Below are 24,371 nucleotides of genomic sequence, written 5' to 3'. Positions count from 1 at the left end.
TACTTACAATTAAATTTAATTGTAAATGTATTTATATATAAAATCAATAAAATTTAAGTTAATATATAAGCCGGATTCTGTCTAGGATAATCATTTATCTAGGCTAATATTCATATATTAGCTCAATCAGCTTACCTTAAGGAAAAAAATGAGTTCTATCCTTTATTTTAGCCTTTCTCCAGGCGGAGTTTACATATAAAATTTGTTACCAAATTTTATGATAAAATCTTACTTTATCAAATTTCACCCTTACTTTTAAAAAAAAAAGCGGTATATTTCTTGTTGCACTTTTCATAGATTCACATCTTCCAGTTATTATCTGGCGCCATTGAACTCTGGAGCCCGGACTTTCCTCTACTTAAAATAAATAAATAGCGATTATCTAATTAACTTTATTATTAATTAAAATTTTATATATTATATTTTTATTAATATTAAATATTTCAGATAAAGTATACAATATTTTTTTATTATTTTTTTCATATAATATATCTATTATTTTTTTTATTTTATTTATATTTATATCTTTATAATCTTCAGAATCATCCCCTCCTATTAATAATACTATTTCTCCTTTATTATATTTTTTATTTTCTAAAATTTTTAATAAACTTATAATATCAGTCCTTATAAAATTTTCATATTTTTTTGTTATATCTTTTGCTAACACAATATTTCTTTTTTCCCCAAATATATTTATCATATCATTAAGAGAATTTATAATTCTATTATAACTTTCATAAAATATTACAGTTTTTTTTTCAAATTTTATGCTTTTAAATAAATCTATTCTTTTATTTTTAGTTCTAGGTATAAAACCTTCATAACAAAATTTATTAATTGGTAATCCAGATGCTGATATTGCAGCTATAGCGGCGCATGGCCCTGGAATTGGGATAATATTTATATTTAATTTTATTGCTTCTCTAATTAAAAAATAACCTGGATCATTTATTAATGGTGTTCCTTTGTCAGATATTATAGCTATACTTAATTCATATTTTAATATTTCATTTAATATTTTTTTTGATTTATATTTTTCATTAATATCATTAAATGATAATATTTTTTTTTTTATAGAAAAAAAATTTAATAATTTAGAACTTATTCTTGTATCTTCAGTTAAAATATAATTAACATTATCTAATATATTTAATGATCTAAAAGATATATCATTAATATTGCCTATTGGTGTTGAAACAATATATATAGTTTTACTACATATAGGAATTTTATTTAAATTACTTAATAACTTATCTATGTTCATTTATAATAAAATATTTAATATGTTTATAAAAAAATTAATAAAATTAATTTTAATGTCATTATTAATTAAAACAAATTTAGATTATAGAAAAGTAAATGTACAAATATATGATCTATTTAATAGATTTAAATTAAATAACATTATAAAAAAATATAAACATAATAATAGAATAATAATATTATTAAATAATAAAAATGTAATTATTTTAGGACAAGTAAAATCTATAAATGATATACATAAAATAGAAGAAGAAATAAATAAAAATTTAAATATAAATATAATAAATGAATTAAGATGTACAAATTATTTGAAATTAAATAATATTATCCGTGATAAATTAACTACATTACATGTACATATTAAATTTTTATTTAATATAAATATAAATAAATTTAATCATAAGATTTTTACTGAAAATAAAGAAATATTTATAATAGGAAAAATAAGTAATAAAAATAGAATAAATATGGAAAAAATTTTAAATAAAATTAATAAAAATAATTTTACTATAATAAATACAAATTAAATTTTATCTTTTAGAAAATTGAGGTCTTTTTCTTGATTTTTTAAATCCATATTTTTTTCTTTCTACTATTCTAGAATCTCTAGTTAAATATCCTACATCTTTTAATATTTTTTTATAATTATAATCATATTTGATTAAAGCTCTTGATATACCTAATCTTATAGATTCAGATTGTCCAGTATTACCTCCTCCTTTTACTGTTATATAACAATCTATTTTATCATTAAGATTTAATATATTTATTGGATTTAATATATTTAATATATCTATTTCTCTATTAAAATATTTTTTTAAATCAATATTATTAATAACAATTTTACCATTACCATTTTTTAAAAAAATTCTAGAGGAAGAAGTTTTTCTTCTACCTGTAGCATAATACACTATTTCTTTCATTCTATTAATTTTATATTTTTAATTTAATTGGATTTTGAGATATATTTTTATAATTTGAATCTTCATATATTTTTAATTTCCTTAATATAATTTTACTTATATTATTTTTTGGTAACATTCTTCTTATAGATTCTCTTATTATAAAATTAGAATTTTTATTTAATAAATCTTTAAATTTTATAGATTTCAAATTACCAATATAACCAGTATACTTAAAGTATGTTTTATCAAAATATTTTTTTCCAGTTATTTTTATTTTTTTTGAATTTATTATTATAATATAATCACTTATATTTATATAAGGTAAATATTCTATTTTATTTTTACCTTGCAATAATATAGATATTTTACTAGATAAACGCCCTAAAATTTCATTTTCTGCATCTATTATATACCATTTAACAGTATTTTTAATTTTCATTTTTATATTTTAAAAGAATATTAAAAAAAAATATATATTTTTTTTTAAAAAATAGTAGAATTTATTATTTTTTTTTATTATTATAAATATAATATTTATAATAAAATTTAAATATTATTATTAATTAAATTATAAATAAATATGAAAAAAATATCATTATTAATTGTTATATGTTTAATAAAAATATTAGATATTAATTATTTATATGCTTCATCAATAATATTTGGTGATCAAAATAAAATAAGTATATCTAATATGGTAGAAAAAGTTCTACCATCTGTAGTTAATATCTATGTAGAAGGATCAAAAAAATCAAAAAATTTTATTCCTAAAGAGTTTAAACATTTTTTTGAACCGGAATTATTTAATAGAAATAATAATAAATATAAACAATTTGAAGGTTTAGGTTCAGGAGTTATAATAAACTCTAAAAAAGGATATATAGTTACAAATAATCATGTTGTAAATGGAGCTAATCTTATAAAAGTTCAATTATATGATGGAAGAGAATTTAATGCTAAGTTAATAGGTTGTGATGAACAAACAGATTTGGCATTATTAAGAATTTTTTCATTTAATGACTTAGTTGAAATTAAAATAGCCGATTCAGATAATATAAGAATTGGAGATTTTGTTATAGCAATAGGTAATCCATTTGGATTAGGTCAAACGGTTACATCTGGTATTATATCAGCTTTAGGAAGAAGTGGATTAAATATTGATGGGTTAGAGAATTTTATACAAACAGATGCTTCTATAAATAAAGGTAATTCTGGAGGTCCATTAATTAATTTAAATGGTGAATTAATAGGTATAAATACTGCTATATTAGCACCTAATGGTGGGAATATAGGGATAGGATTTGCTATACCTAGTAATATAGTTACTAATTTAAGTAAACAAATAATAAATTATGGAGAAGTTAAAAGAGGACAATTAGGAATAAGAGGTACTGAATTAAATTTTGATATAGCTCAAGCTTTAAATATAAATATAAGACAAGGAGCATTTGTTAATGAAGTTATAACTGGATCAGCGGCAGATAAATCAGGTATAAAAGCAGGTGATATAATTATATCTATAAATAATAAACCTATAAAAAGTTTTTCAGAATTAAGAGTTAAAATAGGTATAACTTCTCCTGGAGAAACAATTAAATTAGGAATATTAAGAAATAATAAAATAAAATTCTTTTCTGTTATATTAGATAGTAGTATATCTTCTGTTTCAGGTAAAAATATATTATATCCATTGTTAAAAGGAGCTAAATTTAAAAATTATAAATCTAGTAATGGATTAGTAGGTATAATTGTTGAAAATGTAACAGATGATTCTCCTGCTTCTTATATAGGTTTAAAAAAAGATGATATAATAATAGGAATAAATAAAGATAAAGTTTATAATATAAATCAATTTAAAAAAGTATTAGAAAGTAAAAATTCTTCAGTAATTGCTTTAAATATAGTAAGGGGAGAAAATAAAATATTTATTTTATTAAAATAAATATTTTATTGCATAAAAAGAATTTATTAATAAATTCTTTTTATGTCAGCACCTATAATATTTAATTTATTTTCAAAATTTTCATATCCTCTATATAAATGGTATGCATTATTTATTAATGTATTATCATTTGCTATACATCCTGCTATAATCAATGTAGCTGATCCTCTTAAATCTTTAGCATTTAATATGCTACCATTTAAATTATTAACTCCTAAACAATATATTATATTTTTTTTTATATAAAATTTAGCACCCATTTTTATTAATTCATATATATGATTTAATCTATTATTAAATATATTTTCTATTATTATACTATTACCTATTGATATTGAGTTCAATAAACATATTTGCGGTTGCATATCAGTTGGGAATCCTGGATATGGAGAAGTTTTTATAGATATTGATTTAGATCTATAATTCATTATTACTCTAATTGAATTTTTTTTAATTATTAAATTAGCCCCAGTTTTACTTAATTTACTTATTATATTTTTAATATTACTTATATTATTAATATTATTACATGTTATATCACCTTTAGAAACTATAGAAGATACCATAAAAGTTCCAATTTCTATTCTATCTGAAGATATTTTAAAAATCCCTCCTTTGAGTTTAATTACACCTTCTACTATTATAATTCTTTCTTTTATATAAACTTTTATTTTAGATCCTAATTTATTTAAGAATTTTATTACTTCAAATATTTCTGGTTCTAATGATATATTTTTTATTATGGTTTTTCCTTTAGCTAATATTGATGCAAATATTATATTCAAAGTGGCGCCAAAACTTATTTTTTCTATATTTATATAATTTCCTATTAATTTCCCATTACTAAATGCATTTATTATATTATTATTTATATATATATTAACTCCAAATTTTTTTATATTATTTATATGTAAATCTATAGGTCTATCACCTATATTACATCCTCCAGGGAATGATGTAGATATTCTATTAAATTTAGATATTGTTGGGCCTAATAATAATATTGACGCTCTAGTTTCATTGATATGTTTATAATTTTTTATATCTAAATTATTTATATATTTATTATTTATATAACATGTAGATTTATCAAAATATATGTTTGATCCCATAAATTTTAATAAATCTATTATTATATATATATCATTTATTAGTGGTATATTTTTTATAATTATATCATTATCAGTTAATATAGATGATATTATTATAGGTAATGCTAAATTTTTTGAACCAGATATATTTACTATTCCTGATAGTTTTTTTTTACCTGATATTAATAATTTAATATCTTTCTTATTTTTCATAATTTTATTTTTTTTTTTTAATTTAAATAGTTTTATAGTAATGATTAATAATAATTTTAATTCTGCTAAAGGTTTTAAAGAAATATTATATGATGATTTGTTAATATGGAATAATTTATTAGAAATATCTAAAAATATATTAAATAAATATGGATTTAATGAAATAAAATTACCTATTATTGAAAATAGTTATTTATTTGATTTATTAAATAAAGACAAATATACAGATATTTTTAATAAGGAAATATATAGAATAAAAGATAAAAAGGGTAATTTTTTATATTTAAGACCAGAAAGTACATTACAATGTATTAGAATATATATAAAAAATAACTTATTAAAAAATAGGAATTTTGACAAATTATGGTACTTCGGACCTATGTTTAGATATGAAAATACTCAATTTTGTAGACATAGAGAATTTTATCAATTAGGGGCGGAAGTATTTAGATATGATAATATAGAATATGACTTAGAGTTAATTTTAATAATTAATAGAATATTTAAAACATTAAATTTAGATAAATATATAAAATTAAAAATAAATTATATTGGAAATAATTATGAAACAAAAATATTTTGTGAAAAATTTATTTTTTATATAAATAAATATAAAGAAAGTATAGATAAAAATATTTTAGAAAAAATCAATTTAAATCCATTATTTATATTAGATACCAAAGATAAAGATATAATTAAAATATTAAAAGATTCACCAAAAATATATGATTTTTTAAACAAAGATTCTAAATTTAAATTTAATTATTTTATTAATTTATTAATAAATAATAATATACCATACGAAATAGATAGTTTATTAGTTAGAGGATTAAATTATTATAATAATGGTATAATATTTGAATGGATCACTAATTCATTTAATAAAGATTTAACAATATGTGGAGGTGGTAGATATGATAGTTTATCTAAAAAAATTGGATGTAAATATAATATAAATTCATTAGGATTTTCAATAGGATGGAATAGATTAGTTGAATTATTTAAATTAAATAATAATAATTTTATATATAAAAATAAATATTTTATACTATATATTTCTATTTTAGATATAAAATATAAAAATTTTATGATAGAATTATCTGAAAGTATTCATAATAATTTTGATAAGTTTAAAATAAAATTAAATTTTTCATTAAAATCTATTAAAAAAAATTTTTTATTATCTAATAAATATAATTCTAATATTGTATTATTAATATTTAATAAAAATAAAATTTTATTTAAATATAATAAAAAAGAAGAAATTATAAATTCAAAAAAAAAATTATTTGATATATTTAAAAATATTAATAATTATATTTTTAATGTGTAAGTAAATGATTAATATATGTAAAAATAAATTTAAATATTTTTTATTATTGATTTCTGTAATATTTTTTTTTTATATTATTTCTTATAATAAAAACATAAAAAGTTATAAAGAACAAAATTCTTTTATTTTAAATAGTAAAAAAAATACAGAAAAAAATAATGAATTTTTATTTAAAAAAATGAAATATATAAAAGAAAAATATATATCGAGTAATAATTTTGATAAGGCAGAAATTGAATATAAAAGATTATTATCAATCCCATGTGATGAAAATATAAAATGTATAATAATAATTAATTTATCTAGAATACAAATATTTTTAAAAAAATTTAATTGCGCTTATAAAAATTTAAATACTATAAAAGTGAATGAATGGAAACCGTTATCTTTAATGTATAAAGGGGATATAGAGTTATTAAAAGGTGATAAAGATAAAGCTGTATGTATATATAATAATATATTAAAATTAAATTGTCCTGAATCTATTAAAAATTTAATAATGTTAAAATTAAGAAATATATAAAATGAACTATTTTGTTTCATTGATAGGAAAACCAAAAGTGGGTAAAACTTGTCTATTTAAAATTTTAACTAATAAAGATATTAATTTAGGAGATAAAAGCACTGATTTAAATTATTGTGAATTTATAGAAAATAATAAAATTATATTAATAGATACCGGAGGAATATCATTTAATAAAAATAATGAAATTGATAAGTTAATATTAAATAAAACTATTTTTTCTATAAAAAATTCAAATTTGATATTATTTGTATTAGATTATAAAACAGGATTTTTAAAAGATGATTCAAAAATACTATCTTTAATAAAAAAAAATAATAATAATATAATTTGTATAGTAAATAAATTTGATAATTTAAATTATCAAATGTATTGTGATAAAGATTTTTATTTATTAAAAAATAAGTATAACATAATATTTATATCATCGATTAATAAAATTGGTATAAATTTTTTATTAAAAATATTAATAAATTATTTTAATGAAAATAAAAAAATTATAAATAATGATTTATATAATTTTTTTATTAATAAAGAAAAAGTATATAATAAATTAATAAATATATCTATACTAGGTAGATCTAATTCTGGTAAATCAACTTTATCTAATTCTATACTAAAAAATGATATATTAATTACATCTAAAATTCCAAATACAACTACTAATAATACAGAATTATATAGTAAATTATATAATATAAAAATAACTGATACTATAGGAATAGATATTAAAAAGGATAAAAATTTATTCTTTAAAAAAATAAAAAAAGTAATTTTAAAAAGTAATATTATATTATTATTATTTGATATTAATAGTGAAATTTCTAATAAAGATATAAATTTAATAAATTCTTTAGTTAAATTTAATATTCCTATTATTATAGGAATAAATAAATTTGATTTAGTTAAAAAATATGAAAAAAAAAATACAAAAAAATATTTATTAAATAAATTTAATAATATAAAAAATTATATATATATAGTATTTATATCTTCTTTGTATAAGGAAAATATAAGTAATTTAATTAAATTATCAAAAAAAACATTTAATATATATAATACAGAATATAAAACTAAATATATAAATAAATTAATTAAATCTATAATAGAACATTATAAAATTAATAATAGTTATATTTTAAAAATTAAATATGCTAATATTATAAAATATAAACCTTTAACAATAATAATATACTCAAAAAACGCAAAATCAATAAAAAATAATGATAAAAAATTTATATTTAATTTCTTTATGAAAAGTTTAAACATAAAAGGATTTTTTATTAAATTAATATTTAAAGAATATTAAAATTATCTAAAAATTTATATTTTTTTAATTTTATATTATTTAAATAATTTTTAGTATTATTTTTTTTAAATTTATCTATAGTTAAATTAAATATATCTATTATATTTAAATTTATATTTAACATATATATATTTTTTACAATATTAATTTTATTTAAAATTTTATTATATATAAATTTATTATTATAATTTAATATAAAATATTTTTTATCTTTATCTATATTATTTTTTATATATGTAAAGAAATCATTTATCTTTGAAAGATATATATTATTATAATCATTATTTTTTTTATTATAATCATTAATTGACCAATATATAAATTCATTTGAGTATGATTTCATTATAAATATAATTTTATCATAAAAAATATTACTTTTTTTTTTTATATGTAAAAATAATATTTCAGGTATTGAAAAGTATAATATAGGTATATTAGATCCGAAAGATAAACCTTGAGATATACATATTCCTATTCTTGTACTTATAAAACTACCCGGCCCGACAATACATATTATTGTATTAAAATCTTTTATTTCTAAATTATTTTTTTTTAATATATTATTTATTTTATTTAAAATATCTTTAGATATATTATTTGATGTATATATATAATCATAAATATAACCATATCTATATATTCCTATATTATATTTTTTATATAAAGATGTATTAATATATAGAAATGTATACTTCATTTTATACTATAGTTACATTTACAGCAGATACCCCTTTTTGACTTTCATATATTTCAAATTCAACTTCTTGTCCTTCTAATAATGTTTTAAATCCTTCTCCATTTATTGAAGAAAAATGAACAAAAATATCTTTATTCCCTTCATTAGGTATTATAAATCCAAATCCTTTGTTTTTATTGAACCATTTTACTTTACCTTTTATTTTCATAATTTATCTCTTTTTTTTTAATTAAACATATCTATTTGATTATTATTTTTAATATTATTTTTTTTATAAAAAATACTAAAATAATAGTTTAAATATTTTATCATATTAACTTTATTTAATTCAAATATATTACAAGCTCCAGATTCTATTATAGATTCTATTGTTTTTTTATTTATTTTTATATCACTTTTTACTATTATTTTATATAAAAAATCTTTTAAATTTTTGAAATATCCAAAATTATTTCTTATTTTTAATATATTTATAATATTTGATTTTGGTATTCCTTTGATTATACTTAATCCATATATTATTTCTTTTTTATCATTAACATAAAAATAGTAATTACTTAAATTTATATTAAGATATATTATATTTATATTAAGTAACTTGCATTCATTAATTATTGAATTTATTTTATTTTTATCATCTAAATGATAATTTATATAAGATGACATAAATTCTTCTGTAAAATTAGATTTTAACCATAATGTTCTATATGTTATTAAAGCATATGCAGCAGAATGAGATTTATTGAAACAATAACCAGAAAATTTTTCTATTATTTTAAATAAATTTGATGATAAATCTAATTTAATATTATTTTTTTCTAAAGCTCCATCTACAAATTTTTTATAATGATCTTTTATATCATTTATTTTTTTTTTACTTATAATTATTCTCAAAATATCTGATTCTATAGGAGAATAATTAGAAAATATTCTAGATATTTCCATAATTTGTTCTTGATATAAAATTATCCCATAAGTTGAATGTAATATATTTATTAATAAATTATGACTACAGCTTTTATCAGGATAAAATATTTTTTCTTTATTATTTTTTCTATTTATATATTTATCTACCATTCCTGATTTTAAAGGACCAGGTCTAAATAAAGCTATTATATCCATAAGCTCTTCAAATTTATCAGGTCTTATTTTTTTTATTAATTTTTTTATACCATATGATTCTAATTGAAAAATACCATTAGTATTACATGATCTTAACATATTAAAACTTTTATTATCATTTAAAGATATTTTTGATATATCTATTTTTTTTTTATTAGATAAGTTATTATTAATAATATCAATAGTTGATTTTATTATAGTTAAAGTTTTTAATCCTAAAAAATCAAATTTTATTAATCCTATTTTTTCTATATCACTTTTATTAAATTGTGTAACTAATATTTCTTCATTAATATTTTTATATATTGGGATAATATTTTTAATTATATTTGGTGATATTATTATTCCTCCGGAATGTTTTCCAACATTTTTTACAGTACCTTCTAATTTAATAGATATATCTATTAAATTTTTTATATTAACATCATTTATATATAAATTATATAATTCAGTTTTTAGTTTCAAAGTTTTATTTAAAGTTATTCCTAATATATTAGGTATATATTGTGTTATTTTATTAGTAAAATTATATGTATAACCTAACACTTTACCAACATCTTTTATTATAGATCTTGCAGTCATTTTACTAAAAGTTATTATTTTAGATACAAAATTATCTTTATATTTACTAAAAACATAGTTTATAACTTTATCTCTTTTTTCCATACAAAAATCTATATCTAAATCTGGTATAGAAGCTCTTTCACAATTTAAAAAACGTTCAAATAATAAATTAAATTTTATTGGATCTAAATTTGTTATATCTAATGAATATGCAACTAAAGATCCAGCTCCTGATCCTCTTCCAGGCCCTACTGGTATATTATTATCTTTAGCCCATTTTATTAATTCCATAACTATTAAAAAATAGTCTGAAAAATTCATTATATTTATTACATTTAATTCTTTATTTAATCTATTAAAATATAGTTTATATTTTATTATTTTTTCTTTTTTATCTTTTATTTTTAAATTATTAAGTATTTTAATTAAACCTAATTTACTTAATTTATTTAGTAAATCATATGATGATATCTTATCATTTTTTATATTGAATTTAGGTAAATAAACTTTTTTTTTTAAATTTAATATCAAATTACATCTTTTAGATATTTCTATTGAATTAATTATAGATTCAGGTATATCATCAAATAATTTAATCATACTATCTATATTCTTAAAATATTGCTCACAAGTATATAATCTATAATTTTTTATTTTTGTATATGATGAATTATTGTATATTGATACTTTTATTTTATGATATTTAAAATCTTCTTTATCTATAAATCTTACATTATTAGTAGCAACTATAGGTATATTATATTTATATGATATTTCTATACATTTATTTATATAAAAACTTTCATTATTAATTCCTATTCTATTTATTTCAATATAAAAATTATCATAAAAATATTTATTATAAAGTAATATTTTTTCTTCTAATAAATTATTATATTTATTATTTAATAAATATTTACCTATATAACTATTAAATCCTATTAATATAATTAGACCTTTATTATGTTTAAATAATAATTTTTCATTTATATTAATATTATAATTATAAGCACTATTTATAAGAGATATTAAATTTTTATATCCATATAAATTTTTAACTAATAAAGTTATTTCTGAAATTTCATCACTATTAGTATATAAATTAAAATCTGATCCTATTATAGGTTTTATATTATTTTTACAACATAATTCATAAAAATTAATCATTCCAAATAAATTAGTAAAATCTGTTATAGCTAAAGAATCCATATTAAATTCTTTAGCTTTTTTTATTAATATATCTAATTTAGATAATCCATCTATTATAGAAAATTCACTATGAATTCTTAAATGTACAAACTTCATATTTTATATTAATTACCATATTTTTTTACCTAAATTAATTTGGAATTTTGTTATTTCATTTTCTTTATTAAGATTTAATGAATATTTAAATGGTATAGAATATGAAAATGATAATGGACCGAATGGTAAAATATATTTAAATGATATTCCAAATGATTTATTTATATATAATAAATTTCTAATAAAATTAAATGATTTATAAATCTTATCTCTTTCTTTAGTAAGAATATTTTTTGATCCTGTCATATCCATATTTAATCCTAAATCCACAAAAAATGATAAATCTACTTTTCTTTTTATATATTTATTGCTTATTATAAATTTTAATGGTAAAGATAATTCATTTTTTGATACTATATATAGTTTACTTTTATTAAATGAATCATCTGATACTTCTAACTTTCCTACATTATCACTAAATAAACTACTAAATTTTAATATTTTTAATTTTAATATATCTTCTTTTATAGGAAAACCTCTTATTTCTTCTAATGAAGATAAATTTAAATTATTATATGATGGAAATTTGTTACCATCTAAAAAATTACCAAAATACATTAATTGTGATAAATTACTTAATCTTATTCCTAATAAATCATTAGAAATTACACTTCTTAATTTAATTAAAATTCTATAATATTTATTTTTTGAAGGGACAAATGATGATAGTATATTAAAATTTATTTTTTTACCTTTTGTGGGGAAATATAATCTATTTGTTGAATCTAACCTCCAATTAAATGATAATAAAGTATCTAAATAATTTTCATATATATTATTTAAAAATAAAACTCCTTTTTTAACTTCAGAAACTAATAAATTATCTTTGAAAGTTAATACTTTTTCATTATTAACTCTATTAAATTCATATTCATTAAAATGACTATTATAATCAAAACTTATTTCTTGATTACTAAATATTGGTATACCAATCCCTATTTTTGTACCAGTATTTTTTATAAAAAAAAAACTACTTTTTTCCTCGTTACATATTCTATTATAAAAATTATCATTATATATATTTAATATATTTTTTTTAAATATAATTGGGACTTTAGTAAAAAAGTCGTATGATATTTTTTTTTTATTTATACTTGAACTTAATTTTATGGAACTTCCTGTTCCTAAAAAATTATATTTAAAAAAATTATTTCTTAAACTTACTCCTAGATTACTTATATATAAACCTATATTAATACCATTAATATCGTTATCTTCATTAACTTTATATAATAAAGTTACATTATTATTTTTATCTTCAATTATATTACAATCTACATCTACAAATAAATCAGTTTTATATAAGTTAGATATATCTTTTTCTATATTATTTAAATTTAATATAGAAAATTCCTTTTGAGATATACTATTTCTTATAAAATCTTCATTAGTATAATTATTTCCTTCTATATTAATATTATTAACAATTTTTTTATCTATTGAATATATATTAAATATTATATTTAATTCTCCTTTTTCTTTATCTATAATATCAATTTTATATTTTATATCAAAATTTATACAATTTTGTTTTTTAACAGTTTTATAAATTTTATTTTTTATTTTACTTACTTTTTTTTTATTATAGAAAAAATTTTTTTTTATTCCACTTAAATAATTTAATATAACATCTAATTTAATATTATCAACATTACTTTCAGAAAGTAAATTTGAAACTTTATATTTTATTCCTTCATTTAATTTTAAATCTATATCTATAAATAATTTATTTGAATTAAATTTAACAAATAAAGATTCTATTTTAAATCCAACATATCCATTATCAATATAAAATAAACTTAAATTACTTAAATCTTCAATAAATTTTTTTCTTTTATATACATCTTTTGATAATAATTTTATTATACTTTTTTTATGATTTTTAAATTTATTTAATAAAGTTTTATTATTAAATATTTTATTACCTGAAATGTTAATTTTTCTTATTCTTGAATATTCCCCTTCATCTATTAAAAATCTAACATTTACTCTATTCATAGAATCTAATTTAGTATCTAAATTAACTATTATATTATATTTCCCTATATCATTATAATATTCAATTATTTTATTTTTTAATTTAAATAATAAAAATTTATTTAATGGATCTCCGCTTTTTATATCAGCTTTAATACACATTTCTTCCATTATTTCGCTATCTAAATTTTTATTACCAATAAATTCTATTTTAGATATAATTGGATTTTCTTTTACCCTTATTAGTACTTTATCATTATCTATAAAAAATTCTACTTTAGAAAAATATTTAGTCAAATATATATCTTTTATTGTATTTTTTATATTTTTTTCTGATATTAAATTATTTTTTGAATATGAATTTAAATATTTAACTAATACATTTTCAGGGATTCTATATAAACCTTCAAAATATACTTTATTTAAAGAAAATAAACTTTCACAGTTTGCTATAGAAAAAAATGTATAAGTTATTACTAAATTTATTATTTTTTTTAACATATTATTAAACCTTTATAATTTTAAATTTTTATACATCCAAATTTTCTATCTCTTTTAGAAAAAGAAATTAATGATTTTTTAAATTCTATTTCATTAAAATCAGGCCACAATATTTTAGTAAAATAAAATTCCGAATATGCTATTTGCCAAAGTAAAAAATTACTTATTCTTTTTTCTCCTCCTGTTCTTATTAATAAATCTACTTTAGGAAAATTATTTATACATATATAATTGTCTATTGTTGATTCAGATATATTTTCAACTTTTATTTTACCTATTATAACATTATTAATTATTTTTTTTAAAGCTTGTAATATATCCCATTTACCTCCATAATTTATTGCTATATTTAATATTAATTTATTATTATTTTTAGTTGTTTCTTCAATTTTTTCTATACATGATTTTAATTTATTATTTAATTTATTTTTATCTCCTATAATATTTATTTTTATATTTTGATTATTTAAATTCTTTATTTCTTTTTTTAAAATTTTAGTAAAAATATTCATTATAAAATCAATTTCCTTTTTAGGTCTACTCCAATTTTCACTGCTAAAAGCATATAAAGTTAAAACTTTTAAATTAAAATTTATGGCAGATTTTATTATTTTATAAATAGATTTTATTCCATGCTTATGTCCAAATATTCTAGGTTTACCTATTTTTTTTGCCCATCTTCCATTTCCATCCATTATTATAGCAACATGATCTGGTAAGTTATCTATCATTTTTAAAAAAAATTTTAAATTTTTAAAATTTCATTTTCTTTTAATCTAACAATATTTTCTAGTTCTAATATATATTTATTAGTTAAATCAATTATTTTATTATAATTTATTTTAAATTCATCTTTACTTATAAATTTATCTTTTAATAATTTTTTTATTTTATTATTAAAGTCCCTTCTTGTATTTCTTATATTTATTTTTTCATTCTCTAATTTATCTTTTAATAATTTTATTAATTTATTTCTTCTTTCAATAGTATTTATAGGAACTTTAATTAAAATTTTATTATCTATAGTAGAAATATTAAATTCTATATCAATATTTAATATTTCATTATATATTTTTTTTAAATATTTACTTTCAATAACTTCAATTACTAATTTATTATAATCTTCTAGATAAATATTAGAAATTTTATTAATTAATAAATTTTTATTATTATCTTTTATATATATATTATTAAATAATTCTATTGGAATTTTATTTATATTTATATTTAATATTTTTTTATTAAAAAAATCTAAATGTAAACTAATTTTTTTATTAAAATCATTTATAATATTATTCATTTTAAATTTATATCTCTAATCTTTTAAAATCAAAAATTTCAGTATTAGTTTTATTTAATAAATCAATAATTTTTTCATTATTAGTTAATGAATATTGATTTGTTAAAGTTTTTTTATAAATAAAATCTTTTATTTTATTATTTAAAATATCATTATTATTATATAATTTTTTATATTTTTCTATTTCATCATCAATGATATATTTTGGAATATTATATTCATATATATATTCTGGATTATTTGCTGCTATTTGAATTAATATAGATTTTAATGTATTATAATTAAAATCTATATTAGATGATATTAGTACTCCTATCTTATTTAAATGAACATATGAATTTATAATATTTCCTTCCAAATATAAAATTTTATCTATAGATATGTTTTCTTTAAATTTAAATTTTATTTTTTCTATATCAGACTTAAATTCATTTAGTATTAAATTTAAATTATTTATTTTATTTAGTACTGAATATTTTAATATTTTTTCTTTGAAATATAAAAAATTATCATTTTTAAATATAAAATCAGTCTCACTACTAAATTTTATCAATATACCATATTTATTATCTTTAGATAACATAGAATATATTGATTTTTTATTAAAATTTTTTTTATAATCGTATATATTTAATACATTTTCTTTATTTATATTACTTAAAACTAAATTTATATCCCAATTATATTTTATTAGAATATTTTTACAATTTATTAGATTTAATCCAGTAATATCTCTTAATTGTATTATTTTTTTTATATCCATATTATTTATTTTCAAATTTATTATCTATAATTGATAAATAAAAGTCTATTGATTTTATTGAATCATCATTTCCTGGTATAACAAAATTTATATTAGTTGGATCTGAATTTGTATCTACTATAGCAAAAATAGGTATATTAAGTTTATTTGCTTCATTAATAGCATTTTTTTCTTTATTTATATCTATTACAAAAAGAGCATCTGGTAATTTAATCATATTTTTAATTCCATCTAAATTTTTTCTTAAATTATCTATATTATTTTTATAATTTATATATTCTTTTTTAGTAATTTTATTAATTAAATCATCATTAAAAATTTTATTTAAATAATCTAATTTTTTTATAGAAAGTTTTATTGTATCCCAGTTTGTTAATGTACCACCTAACCATCTATTATTTATAAAAAATTGATCATATTTAATAGCTAAATTTTTTATTGATTCTTTTAATATTTTTTTTGTTCCTATAAATAATATTTTTCCATTATTTTTATATACTTTAAAAAGCTCATCTATTGCATATTCCATCAAATACAAAGATTTATCTAAATTAATTATACTAATATTATTAAAATAATCTAAAATAAATTTTTTCATTTTTGGATTACAATATTTTCTATGATGTCCAAAATGGATTTTAGATTTAAACATATCATATGTAGATATATTCATTAATTCCCCAATAAATTTAAAATTTTCATTAAAATAAATTATAATATTTAATTATATCAGTAAAAATATATTTTTTTAAATATTTTATTAAAATTTATGAATATAATAAATATAAAATCCAAAGAAGAAATAAATAAAATTAAATTATCTGGAAAACTAGCATTTAATGTATTAAATATGATAAAAGATTATATAAAACCTAATGTTAGCACTGGGTATCTAGATGATATTTGTAATGAATATATAATAAATGTTCAAAATGCATATCCAGGATCTCTTGGATATTTAGGATTTCCAAATTCAATATGTACATCAGTTAATGAAGTAGTTTGTCATGGCATACCTAGTTATAAAAAAATATTAAAAGACGGAGATATAATAAATATAGATGTTGTAGTTTTAAAAGATGGTTTTTATGGAGATACTTCAAAAATGTTTTTTGTAGGCAAACCGACAATTTTATCAAAAAGATTATGTTATGTAGCAGAAAAAAGTTTAGATTTAGCAATAAATATATTAAAACCAGGATTAAATATAAAATATATAGGTAAAACAATACAAAATTTTGTAGAAAAAAATAATTTTTCGATTGTTAGAGATTATTGTGGTCATGGAATAGGTAGAAAATTACATGAATTTCCTCAAATTTTACATTATTCTAATAATAATAATTTTATACTAACTCCTGGTATATCATTTACTATAGAACCTATGATAAATTCTGGATCTAATAAAGTTAAACTTATGAATGATGGATGGACTGTTAAAACTAAAGATCATAGCTTATCTGCACAATATGAACATACAATTATAATAACTAATAATAGTTATGAAGTAATTACAATATAAATTGTATATAATGTTAAATAAAAATACTGGGATGCTAGGATTTGAACCTAGGAATCACGGGATCAAAACCCGTTGCCTTAAACCTCTTGGCTACATCCCAAATATATAAAAATACGGGAAGAGAGACTCGAACTCACAAACCTAAAAATGGTACTAGGATCTAAACCTAGTGCGTATACCTAATTTCGCCATTCCCGTAGAATTTTTATTAGCTACGACTGGATTTGAACCTGTAACTTCAACATTATGAGTGTTGTGCTTTTCCAGTTAAGCTACGTAGCTATTTTATATTATAAAATATATAATTATTATATATTTTATAATTTTAAAAATCAAAATATTATTATATTATAATTAAATGATAAAAAATAATTTTATTATAAAAGATATAGAAAAATATTTATATAATAAAAAAAATATATTAATTAAAACAAGATTCGCTCCAGAACCCAATGGTTATTTACATTTAGGTCATGTTAAAACAATTTTTATAAATTTTTTTATAGCAAAAAAATATAATGGTATATTTAATTTAAGATTTGATGACACTAATCCATCAAATATAAATATAAATTATATTAAAAATATAAAGAATGATATAAAATGGTTAGGTTTTAAATGGGATGGTAAAGTAAAATATTCTTCTAATTATTTCTTAAAAATATTTAAATTTGCAATTTATTTAATAAATAAAGGGTTAGCTTATATTGATGAATTGCCATTATATATTATGAATAAATATAAAGGCTCGTTTAACAAATATGGTGTAAATAGTCCTTATAGAAATAGATCTATAGAAGAAAATATTTATTTATTTAATAAAATGAAAAATGGATTTTTTAAAGAAAATGAAGTATGTTTGAGAGCTAAAATAAATATGAATTCTTCTATAATCTCAATGAGAGATCCAGTTTTATATAGGATAAGATTTAAAAGTCATATTAGAACAAAAAATAACTGGTGTATATATCCTACTTATGATTTTGCTAATTGTATATCAGATTATATAGAAAAAATAACTCATTCATTATGTACAATAGAATTTATAAATAATAAATTATTATATAATTGGATAATACATAATATATGCAAAAATGATGATATAGTACCAATTCAGTATGAATTTTCTAAATTAAATTTAGAGTATAATGTACTATCAAAAAGTAAATTAAAAAAAATTATAAATAATAATACAATATCTGGATGGAATGATCCTAGAATATTAACTATATCTGGATTAAAAAATAAAGGATATACTTCAAATTCAATATTAGATTTTTGTAATAAATTAGGTATTACAAAAAAAAATAGTGTTATAAAATTATCTTTATTAGAATCTTGTATAAGAAGTGATTTAGATAATAAATCTTTTAGATTAATGGCTATATTAGAACCTATATCTTTATATATAAAAAATCTTAAAGATTCTTATAAGAATATATTAGAAATTTATAATCATCCTAATGATAAAAATTTAGGAAAAAGAAAAATATTATTTAATAATAAAATATTTATAGAAAAATCAGATGTTATAAAATATATATATAATGAAGAATTAGATTTTATTTTTAATAAAATAATAAAATTAAAATATTCATATACTATAAAAATTTTAAAAGTAAATAAAAAATATGATAACTCTATAGATAATATAATATGTGAATGTTATTTAGATAGTTTAAATTCAATTTTTTTTAACAAAAAAAAAATAAATATAATAATTCATTGGGTTTCATCATTAGTTAATTCTAAATCAAAATTTTTTATATACAAAAATCTATTCAATCATAAACATCCATATTTATTAAAAAATTATAATAAATATATAAATAAACATTCTATATTAATTAAAGAAGGATATATAGAAAAATTAAATAAAAATATTTTTTATAAATATAAAAAAATGAAATCATTTCAATTAGAAAGAATAGGATATTTTTATATTAATAAAAAATCAAAACATAATAATATTATATTAAATGAAATAATAAATTTAAAAAATAATAATATTACTTAATATCATTTAAGTGATTTAAATGAGGAGGAAATGTAATATCTTTACTAACTAAATTATCAACATTATAATCATTTTTTATACTTGGTATTTTATAATAATCATTAAATTTTATAAATTCATTTATTTTTATTTTATCTACTTTTTTTAAATTTAAAATAAAAATATCATTATTCAACATAATTATATATTTAATTATTTTTTTATTAAACATAAAACCAAAAAAAGACATTAATAATATAGATAAAAATATTACATTTAATTTTATAAAATTTTTATATATTAAAAATTTATTTTTTTTATTATTTATCATTGTATTATTAAAATTTATAATTTAATCCTAAAAAAATAATATTATTTGTATTTTTATATAAATAATTTAATGTATTATAACTATCTCTTTTATAAGATTTTAATACTACTTTAAAATCTAAAAATGCATTTAAATTATTATTTATAATATATTTAATACCAAAATTTATTGAATTTTCTATATCTTCTTTTAAATTATTAGTTAAATATTTTATACCAGTTATTTTATATACACTAATAGATGGCACAATACCTATATCAGATGTATATTTAAGAGTAAATTGTGTATTATCATATTCACTTAAAAATCCAAAATTTTCATCTGTATTTTTTAATAACTCATCATCACTAAAAAAAGATTTAACATTAAGATTTCCATAAGGAATCATATTGTATTTTTTAACATATGAAGAAGATAAACTAACATTTTTTTTTTTTATTTCATATGCTAATGAAAACCCTTCAGCAATATCACATTTATTATTAGTAGAAAATATTTGTTGATATGTGCGTAATGATCTATTATATCCAGCAGCTAATTTTAAAAAATTTTTAAAAGAATATTCAGCACCTAAACCTATACCAATATCATTAGATTCTCTTATAGTTCTATTTGATTCAATTTTTGGATTTGAAGTATATTCTAAATTTTTAAATTGAAATTGAAAAATAAGATTTAAATTTTTAATTAAACTAAATGTATTATATGTAATTAAATTACTAGCTTTATCTGATAAAAAATTATCAGATATACAAGATTCAATTAACATTGGATAATTTAATGTATTTGTATATTCTAATGGTTTATATAAAACCCCATAATTTCTACCAAAACTTAATGATCCAATTTTATTATGTTTTAATCCTAAATAACTTAATCTAGTTTTATTATATTTAATATTTTTAGAATCTATATCATTAATACATATATCATGCTTTATATAACAAAATCCATATATATTTTTATATATATTAGTTTTTGAATTTAATTCAAATGACATTAAAGGAAACGTTGATACTAAATTATCTCTTAGATTAAATATTCTTGAATTATAAAAATCTATATTAAATTTTGTTTTAAATTTATTTTCTTTGGCTAATATACAAGATATATTAGTTATTAAAAATAATATTACTAAAGTAAATTTAAATAAAAAATATTTCATATTAAACTTTAAATTATAAAATTCTTTCTAAATCAACAACATTTTCATTTTTACACTTAATTAACAAAATACCTTTAGTGTTTCTTCCTATTAAACTAATTTCTTTAACATTTATTCTTACTAATGATCCAGAATTTGTAACTATTACAACCTGATCATTATCGTTAACTTCTATAGATTTAACTACTTCTCCATTTTTTTCTGTAATTTTAATAGATTTTGTACCTTTTTTAAATCTAGATTTTGTAGAATATTCTTTTTTATCAGTTCTTTTACCAAATCCTTTTTTAGTTAATGTTAATATATGATTTTTATTTATATCTGAAACTATCATAGATACAACTTTATCATTTTTACTTAATTTTATCCCTTTAACTCCACGTGTATTTCTTCCTGTCGGTTTTACTTCATTTTCATTAAATCTTAAAACCATTCCATTTAATGTAAATAACATGATATCATTATTACCATATGTTAAATTAACATCTATTAATTTATCATTTTCACTTAAATTAATTGCTATTATACCTGTATTTCTTATTTTATTAAAAGTATTTAACAATGTTTTTTTAACTATACCGTTATATGTTGACATAAATATATAACATTTTTTGTCACTAATTTTATCATTATTTATTGGAAATAAAGAAGTTATTTTTTCATCATTACTTATAGGTATTAAATTTGATATTAATTTACCTTTAATATTATTTTTTCCAGATCTTGGTAAATTATATACTTTAAATATATAAACTTTACCTTTATCAGAAAAAAATAAAATATCATCATGACTATTTGCTACAGATAATTTGTATATAAAATCTTCCTCTTTTACTTTAGCGGCTAATTTTCCTTTTCCACCTCTTTTTTGTGCAATATAATATGATGATGATTGATATTTTATATATCCTTTATAAGATAAAGTTATAACTACATCTTCATTTTTTATCATATTGCTTTTTTTTATATCTATATCATCAAAAATTATTTTTGTTAATCTATTATCTTGATACTGATTTTTTATTTCTATTAATTCATTTTTTATATTTTCTAATAATATATTATTACTATTTAGTAATAAATTAAATTCATTATTTTTATCTACTAAATCTATATATTCATCTAATATTTTTTTATATTCTATACTAATTAATTTATTTAGACGTAAATCTAATATATATTTAATTTGAGTTTCTGTTAAAATTATATTTTTAGGAATTAACTCTTTTAATTTATCAAAATTATCTAAATTATATGTATTATTTAAAGTAAAATTTTTATTAATTAATTTATTTTTAACTTCATCTGATGATGAACAATTTTTTATTAAATTAATTATATAATCAATATTATTTATAGATACTATTATACCTTCTAAAATATGTAATCTTTCTAAATTCTTATTTAAAGAATATTTTGTTTTTCTTAAAATAACTTCTTTTCTGTGTTCTATAAAATATACTAATATTTCTTTTAAAGAAAATAATTTAGGTTGTCCTTTATATAAAGCAACCATATTTATACTTAAATTAGTTTGTAACTGAGTTTTAGAATATAAATTATTTAAAACAATATCACTAGTAAAATCTTTTTTTAATTCTATTACTATTCTCATTCCATTTTGATCTGATTCATCATATATATTAGATATACCATCTATTTGTTTTAATTTTATTAATTCTACTATTTTTTCTATCAAATTAGTTTTATTTATTTGATAAGGTATTTCGTTTACAATTATAAATTCTTTTTCTTCATTTTTTTCTATTAATACTTTTGATCTAACACATATTTTTCCTTTACCTGTTTTATATATTTTTATTATATTATTTTTATTACTATTTATTATAGCTGAAGTAGGAAAATCTGGACCAGGTATATATTTTAATAATTCTTCTGTTTCTATATTAGAATTTTTTATAACAGCTAAACAACCATTTAAAACTTCTTTTAAATTATGTGGAGGTATACTAGTAGCAACACCAACTGCTATTCCATATGAACCATTTATTAATAAATTAGGTATTTTTGAAGGTAATATTTCTGGTATATATTCAGATCCATCATAATTTTTTATAAAATTTACAGTATCTTTATTTATATCACATAATAATTCATGAGATATTTTTGACATTCTTATTTCTGTATATCTCATTGCAGCAGCGGAATCTCCATCTATTGATCCAAAATTACCTTGCCCATCTATTAAGGTGTATCTTAATGAAAATTTTTGAGCCATTCTAACTATTGCATCATAAACAGTAATATCACCATGCGGATGATATTTCCCTATAACATCTCCAACTATTCTTGCAGATTTTTTATATGGTTTATTATAATAATTATTCAATAAATTCATAGCATATAATATACGTCTATGTACTGGTTTTAATCCATCTCTTATATCTGGTAAAGCTCTTCCTATTATTACAGACATAGCATAATTTAAATATGAACTTTTTAATTCTTCTTCTAAATAAATAAATTTATCATTTTTCATACAAATATTTAATTGTATAAGTTTGTATAATATATAAATTAAAATT

General features: G+C 16.7%; 22 protein-coding genes, 3 tRNA genes and 1 other RNA gene. 7 read left to right on the top strand and 19 right to left on the bottom strand.

Annotated elements, in window-relative coordinates:
* Positions 1-50: 50 nt before the first annotated feature.
* An RNA gene (rnpB, locus tag NARSGI1_RS00850) (RNase P RNA component class A) lies at positions 51-394 on the bottom strand.
* Positions 383-1,267, bottom strand: a complete 885-nt coding sequence (gene rsmI / locus NARSGI1_RS00845; RefSeq protein WP_130616933.1) for a 16S rRNA (cytidine(1402)-2'-O)-methyltransferase — start codon at positions 1,265-1,267, stop codon at positions 383-385. The genes rnpB and rsmI overlap by 12 nt, the downstream gene beginning before the upstream one ends.
* A gap of 19 nt (positions 1,268-1,286) precedes the next feature.
* On the opposite strand from rsmI, the gene NARSGI1_RS00840 reads away from it, so the two are divergent.
* Entirely contained in the window at positions 1,287-1,793 is a 507-nt protein-coding gene (locus NARSGI1_RS00840; protein ID WP_130616932.1) for a BON domain-containing protein, read from the top strand.
* Positions 1,794-1,796: 3 nt separating this feature from the next.
* Here the strand turns inward: NARSGI1_RS00840 and rpsI are convergent, their stop codons facing one another.
* Both rpsI and rplM read right to left on the bottom strand, forming a co-directional pair.
* The gene (gene rpsI, locus NARSGI1_RS00835; RefSeq protein WP_130616931.1) at positions 1,797-2,189 is read right to left on the bottom strand and encodes a 30S ribosomal protein S9; all 393 of its coding nucleotides are present in this window, start codon (positions 2,187-2,189) and stop codon (positions 1,797-1,799) included.
* 10 nt (positions 2,190-2,199) lie between these two features.
* Entirely contained in the window at positions 2,200-2,610 is a 411-nt protein-coding gene (gene rplM / locus NARSGI1_RS00830) for a 50S ribosomal protein L13 (protein WP_130616930.1), read from the bottom strand.
* Between the two features lie 141 nt (positions 2,611-2,751).
* On the opposite strand from rplM, the gene NARSGI1_RS00825 reads away from it, so the two are divergent.
* Entirely contained in the window at positions 2,752-4,113 is a 1,362-nt protein-coding gene (locus NARSGI1_RS00825) for a Do family serine endopeptidase (RefSeq protein WP_130616929.1), read from the top strand.
* A 26-nt stretch (positions 4,114-4,139) separates the two neighbouring features.
* Here NARSGI1_RS00825 and murA read toward each other — a convergent pair whose 3' ends face one another.
* Positions 4,140-5,417: a UDP-N-acetylglucosamine 1-carboxyvinyltransferase gene (gene murA, locus NARSGI1_RS00820; protein ID WP_130616928.1), complete on the bottom strand. Its 1,278-nt coding sequence runs from the start codon at positions 5,415-5,417 to the stop codon at positions 4,140-4,142.
* Between the two features lie 40 nt (positions 5,418-5,457).
* Here murA and hisS point away from each other — a divergent pair, with 40 nt between their 5' ends.
* The 3 genes from hisS to NARSGI1_RS00805 are packed head-to-tail and all read left to right on the top strand — an operon-like array spanning position 5,458 to position 8,582.
* A complete protein-coding gene (gene hisS, locus NARSGI1_RS00815) occupies positions 5,458-6,750 on the top strand; it encodes a histidine--tRNA ligase (protein ID WP_130616927.1) in 1,293 nt (430 codons plus the stop codon).
* Positions 6,751-6,754: 4 nt separating this feature from the next.
* Complete coding sequence (locus tag NARSGI1_RS00810) at positions 6,755-7,273, top strand: tetratricopeptide repeat protein (protein ID WP_130616926.1); 519 nt, start codon at positions 6,755-6,757, stop codon at positions 7,271-7,273.
* Between the two features lies 1 nt (position 7,274).
* Positions 7,275-8,582, top strand: coding sequence for a GTP-binding protein (locus tag NARSGI1_RS00805; RefSeq protein ID WP_130616925.1), 1,308 nt, complete (start codon positions 7,275-7,277; stop codon positions 8,580-8,582).
* Here NARSGI1_RS00805 and NARSGI1_RS00800 read toward each other — a convergent pair.
* The 8 genes from NARSGI1_RS00800 to rpsB are packed head-to-tail and all read right to left on the bottom strand — an operon-like array spanning position 8,569 to position 17,484.
* Complete coding sequence (locus tag NARSGI1_RS00800) at positions 8,569-9,279, bottom strand: hypothetical protein (RefSeq protein ID WP_130616924.1); 711 nt, start codon at positions 9,277-9,279, stop codon at positions 8,569-8,571. The genes NARSGI1_RS00805 and NARSGI1_RS00800 overlap by 14 nt on opposite strands.
* 1 nt (position 9,280) lies before the next feature.
* Positions 9,281-9,487 (bottom strand): cold-shock protein, encoded by a 207-nt coding sequence (locus tag NARSGI1_RS00795; RefSeq protein ID WP_130616923.1) that lies wholly within the window; start codon positions 9,485-9,487, stop codon positions 9,281-9,283.
* Positions 9,488-9,504: 17 nt separating this feature from the next.
* Complete coding sequence (gene dnaE, locus NARSGI1_RS00790; protein WP_130616922.1) at positions 9,505-12,270, bottom strand: DNA polymerase III subunit alpha; 2,766 nt, start codon at positions 12,268-12,270, stop codon at positions 9,505-9,507.
* 12 nt (positions 12,271-12,282) lie between these two features.
* Positions 12,283-14,748: an outer membrane protein assembly factor BamA gene (gene bamA, locus NARSGI1_RS00785; RefSeq protein ID WP_130616921.1), complete on the bottom strand. Its 2,466-nt coding sequence runs from the start codon at positions 14,746-14,748 to the stop codon at positions 12,283-12,285.
* 20 nt (positions 14,749-14,768) lie between these two features.
* Positions 14,769-15,479, bottom strand: a complete 711-nt coding sequence (locus tag NARSGI1_RS00780) for an isoprenyl transferase (protein WP_130616920.1) — start codon at positions 15,477-15,479, stop codon at positions 14,769-14,771.
* Between the two features lie 14 nt (positions 15,480-15,493).
* Entirely contained in the window at positions 15,494-16,048 is a 555-nt protein-coding gene (locus NARSGI1_RS00775; RefSeq protein WP_130616919.1) for a ribosome recycling factor, read from the bottom strand.
* Positions 16,049-16,055: 7 nt separating this feature from the next.
* The gene (locus tag NARSGI1_RS00770) at positions 16,056-16,811 is read right to left on the bottom strand and encodes a hypothetical protein (RefSeq protein ID WP_130616918.1); all 756 of its coding nucleotides are present in this window, start codon (positions 16,809-16,811) and stop codon (positions 16,056-16,058) included.
* Between the two features lies 1 nt (position 16,812).
* Positions 16,813-17,484, bottom strand: a complete 672-nt coding sequence (rpsB, locus tag NARSGI1_RS00765; protein WP_130616917.1) for a 30S ribosomal protein S2 — start codon at positions 17,482-17,484, stop codon at positions 16,813-16,815.
* A gap of 96 nt (positions 17,485-17,580) precedes the next feature.
* Here rpsB and map point away from each other — a divergent pair, with 96 nt between their 5' ends.
* Positions 17,581-18,333 carry a type I methionyl aminopeptidase gene (map, locus tag NARSGI1_RS00760; RefSeq protein WP_130616916.1) on the top strand — a complete coding sequence of 251 codons (753 nt, stop codon included), beginning with the start codon at positions 17,581-17,583 and terminating at the stop codon, positions 18,331-18,333.
* A 26-nt stretch (positions 18,334-18,359) separates the two neighbouring features.
* On the opposite strand, the gene NARSGI1_RS00755 is transcribed toward map, so the two are convergent.
* From NARSGI1_RS00755 to NARSGI1_RS00745, 3 genes are all read right to left on the bottom strand, one after another.
* Positions 18,360-18,433 (bottom strand) — tRNA-Gln (locus NARSGI1_RS00755).
* Between the two features lie 12 nt (positions 18,434-18,445).
* Positions 18,446-18,531 (bottom strand) — tRNA-Leu (locus tag NARSGI1_RS00750).
* A gap of 11 nt (positions 18,532-18,542) precedes the next feature.
* A tRNA-Met gene (locus NARSGI1_RS00745) sits at positions 18,543-18,615 on the bottom strand.
* Positions 18,616-18,691: 76 nt separating this feature from the next.
* On the opposite strand from NARSGI1_RS00745, the gene glnS reads away from it, so the two are divergent.
* Positions 18,692-20,350, top strand: a complete 1,659-nt coding sequence (gene glnS, locus NARSGI1_RS00740; protein WP_130616915.1) for a glutamine--tRNA ligase — start codon at positions 18,692-18,694, stop codon at positions 20,348-20,350.
* Here glnS and NARSGI1_RS00735 read toward each other — a convergent pair.
* The 3 genes from NARSGI1_RS00735 to gyrA are packed head-to-tail and all read right to left on the bottom strand — an operon-like array spanning position 20,343 to position 24,325.
* Complete coding sequence (locus tag NARSGI1_RS00735; protein ID WP_130616914.1) at positions 20,343-20,660, bottom strand: hypothetical protein; 318 nt, start codon at positions 20,658-20,660, stop codon at positions 20,343-20,345. The genes glnS and NARSGI1_RS00735 overlap by 8 nt on opposite strands.
* Positions 20,661-20,667: 7 nt before the next feature.
* Positions 20,668-21,825 carry a porin gene (locus NARSGI1_RS00730; RefSeq protein WP_130616913.1) on the bottom strand — a complete coding sequence of 386 codons (1,158 nt, stop codon included), beginning with the start codon at positions 21,823-21,825 and terminating at the stop codon, positions 20,668-20,670.
* Positions 21,826-21,838: 13 nt separating this feature from the next.
* Positions 21,839-24,325 carry a DNA gyrase subunit A gene (gene gyrA / locus NARSGI1_RS00725; protein ID WP_130616912.1) on the bottom strand — a complete coding sequence of 829 codons (2,487 nt, stop codon included), beginning with the start codon at positions 24,323-24,325 and terminating at the stop codon, positions 21,839-21,841.
* Between the last annotated feature and the right edge of the window lie 46 nt (positions 24,326-24,371).

This window comes from endosymbiont of Sipalinus gigas (assembly GCF_004296475.1).
Taxonomy (GTDB): Bacteria; Pseudomonadota; Gammaproteobacteria; order Enterobacterales; family Enterobacteriaceae; genus Nardonella.
The sequence above is the reverse complement of the archived record's forward strand: the minus strand, read 5'-3'. Positions and strand labels throughout refer to the sequence as shown.

Coding starts and splice junctions, on each gene's coding strand:
- rsmI (WP_130616933.1), bottom strand. CDS start 1,267: ATGAACATAGATAAGTTATTAAGTAATTTAAATAAAATTCCTATATGT.
- NARSGI1_RS00840 (WP_130616932.1), top strand. CDS start 1,287: ATGTTTATAAAAAAATTAATAAAATTAATTTTAATGTCATTATTAATT.
- rpsI (WP_130616931.1), bottom strand. CDS start 2,189: ATGAAAGAAATAGTGTATTATGCTACAGGTAGAAGAAAAACTTCTTCC.
- rplM (WP_130616930.1), bottom strand. CDS start 2,610: ATGAAAATTAAAAATACTGTTAAATGGTATATAATAGATGCAGAAAAT.
- NARSGI1_RS00825 (WP_130616929.1), top strand. CDS start 2,752: ATGAAAAAAATATCATTATTAATTGTTATATGTTTAATAAAAATATTA.
- murA (WP_130616928.1), bottom strand. CDS start 5,417: ATGAAAAATAAGAAAGATATTAAATTATTAATATCAGGTAAAAAAAAA.
- hisS (WP_130616927.1), top strand. CDS start 5,458: ATGATTAATAATAATTTTAATTCTGCTAAAGGTTTTAAAGAAATATTA.
- NARSGI1_RS00810 (WP_130616926.1), top strand. CDS start 6,755: ATGATTAATATATGTAAAAATAAATTTAAATATTTTTTATTATTGATT.
- NARSGI1_RS00805 (WP_130616925.1), top strand. CDS start 7,275: ATGAACTATTTTGTTTCATTGATAGGAAAACCAAAAGTGGGTAAAACT.
- NARSGI1_RS00800 (WP_130616924.1), bottom strand. CDS start 9,279: ATGAAGTATACATTTCTATATATTAATACATCTTTATATAAAAAATAT.
- NARSGI1_RS00795 (WP_130616923.1), bottom strand. CDS start 9,487: ATGAAAATAAAAGGTAAAGTAAAATGGTTCAATAAAAACAAAGGATTT.
- dnaE (WP_130616922.1), bottom strand. CDS start 12,270: ATGAAGTTTGTACATTTAAGAATTCATAGTGAATTTTCTATAATAGAT.
- bamA (WP_130616921.1), bottom strand. CDS start 14,748: ATGTTAAAAAAAATAATAAATTTAGTAATAACTTATACATTTTTTTCT.
- NARSGI1_RS00780 (WP_130616920.1), bottom strand. CDS start 15,479: ATGATAGATAACTTACCAGATCATGTTGCTATAATAATGGATGGAAAT.
- NARSGI1_RS00775 (WP_130616919.1), bottom strand. CDS start 16,048: ATGAATAATATTATAAATGATTTTAATAAAAAAATTAGTTTACATTTA.
- NARSGI1_RS00770 (WP_130616918.1), bottom strand. CDS start 16,811: ATGGATATAAAAAAAATAATACAATTAAGAGATATTACTGGATTAAAT.
- rpsB (WP_130616917.1), bottom strand. CDS start 17,484: ATGAATATATCTACATATGATATGTTTAAATCTAAAATCCATTTTGGA.
- map (WP_130616916.1), top strand. CDS start 17,581: ATGAATATAATAAATATAAAATCCAAAGAAGAAATAAATAAAATTAAA.
- glnS (WP_130616915.1), top strand. CDS start 18,692: ATGATAAAAAATAATTTTATTATAAAAGATATAGAAAAATATTTATAT.
- NARSGI1_RS00735 (WP_130616914.1), bottom strand. CDS start 20,660: ATGATAAATAATAAAAAAAATAAATTTTTAATATATAAAAATTTTATA.
- NARSGI1_RS00730 (WP_130616913.1), bottom strand. CDS start 21,825: ATGAAATATTTTTTATTTAAATTTACTTTAGTAATATTATTTTTAATA.
- gyrA (WP_130616912.1), bottom strand. CDS start 24,325: ATGAAAAATGATAAATTTATTTATTTAGAAGAAGAATTAAAAAGTTCA.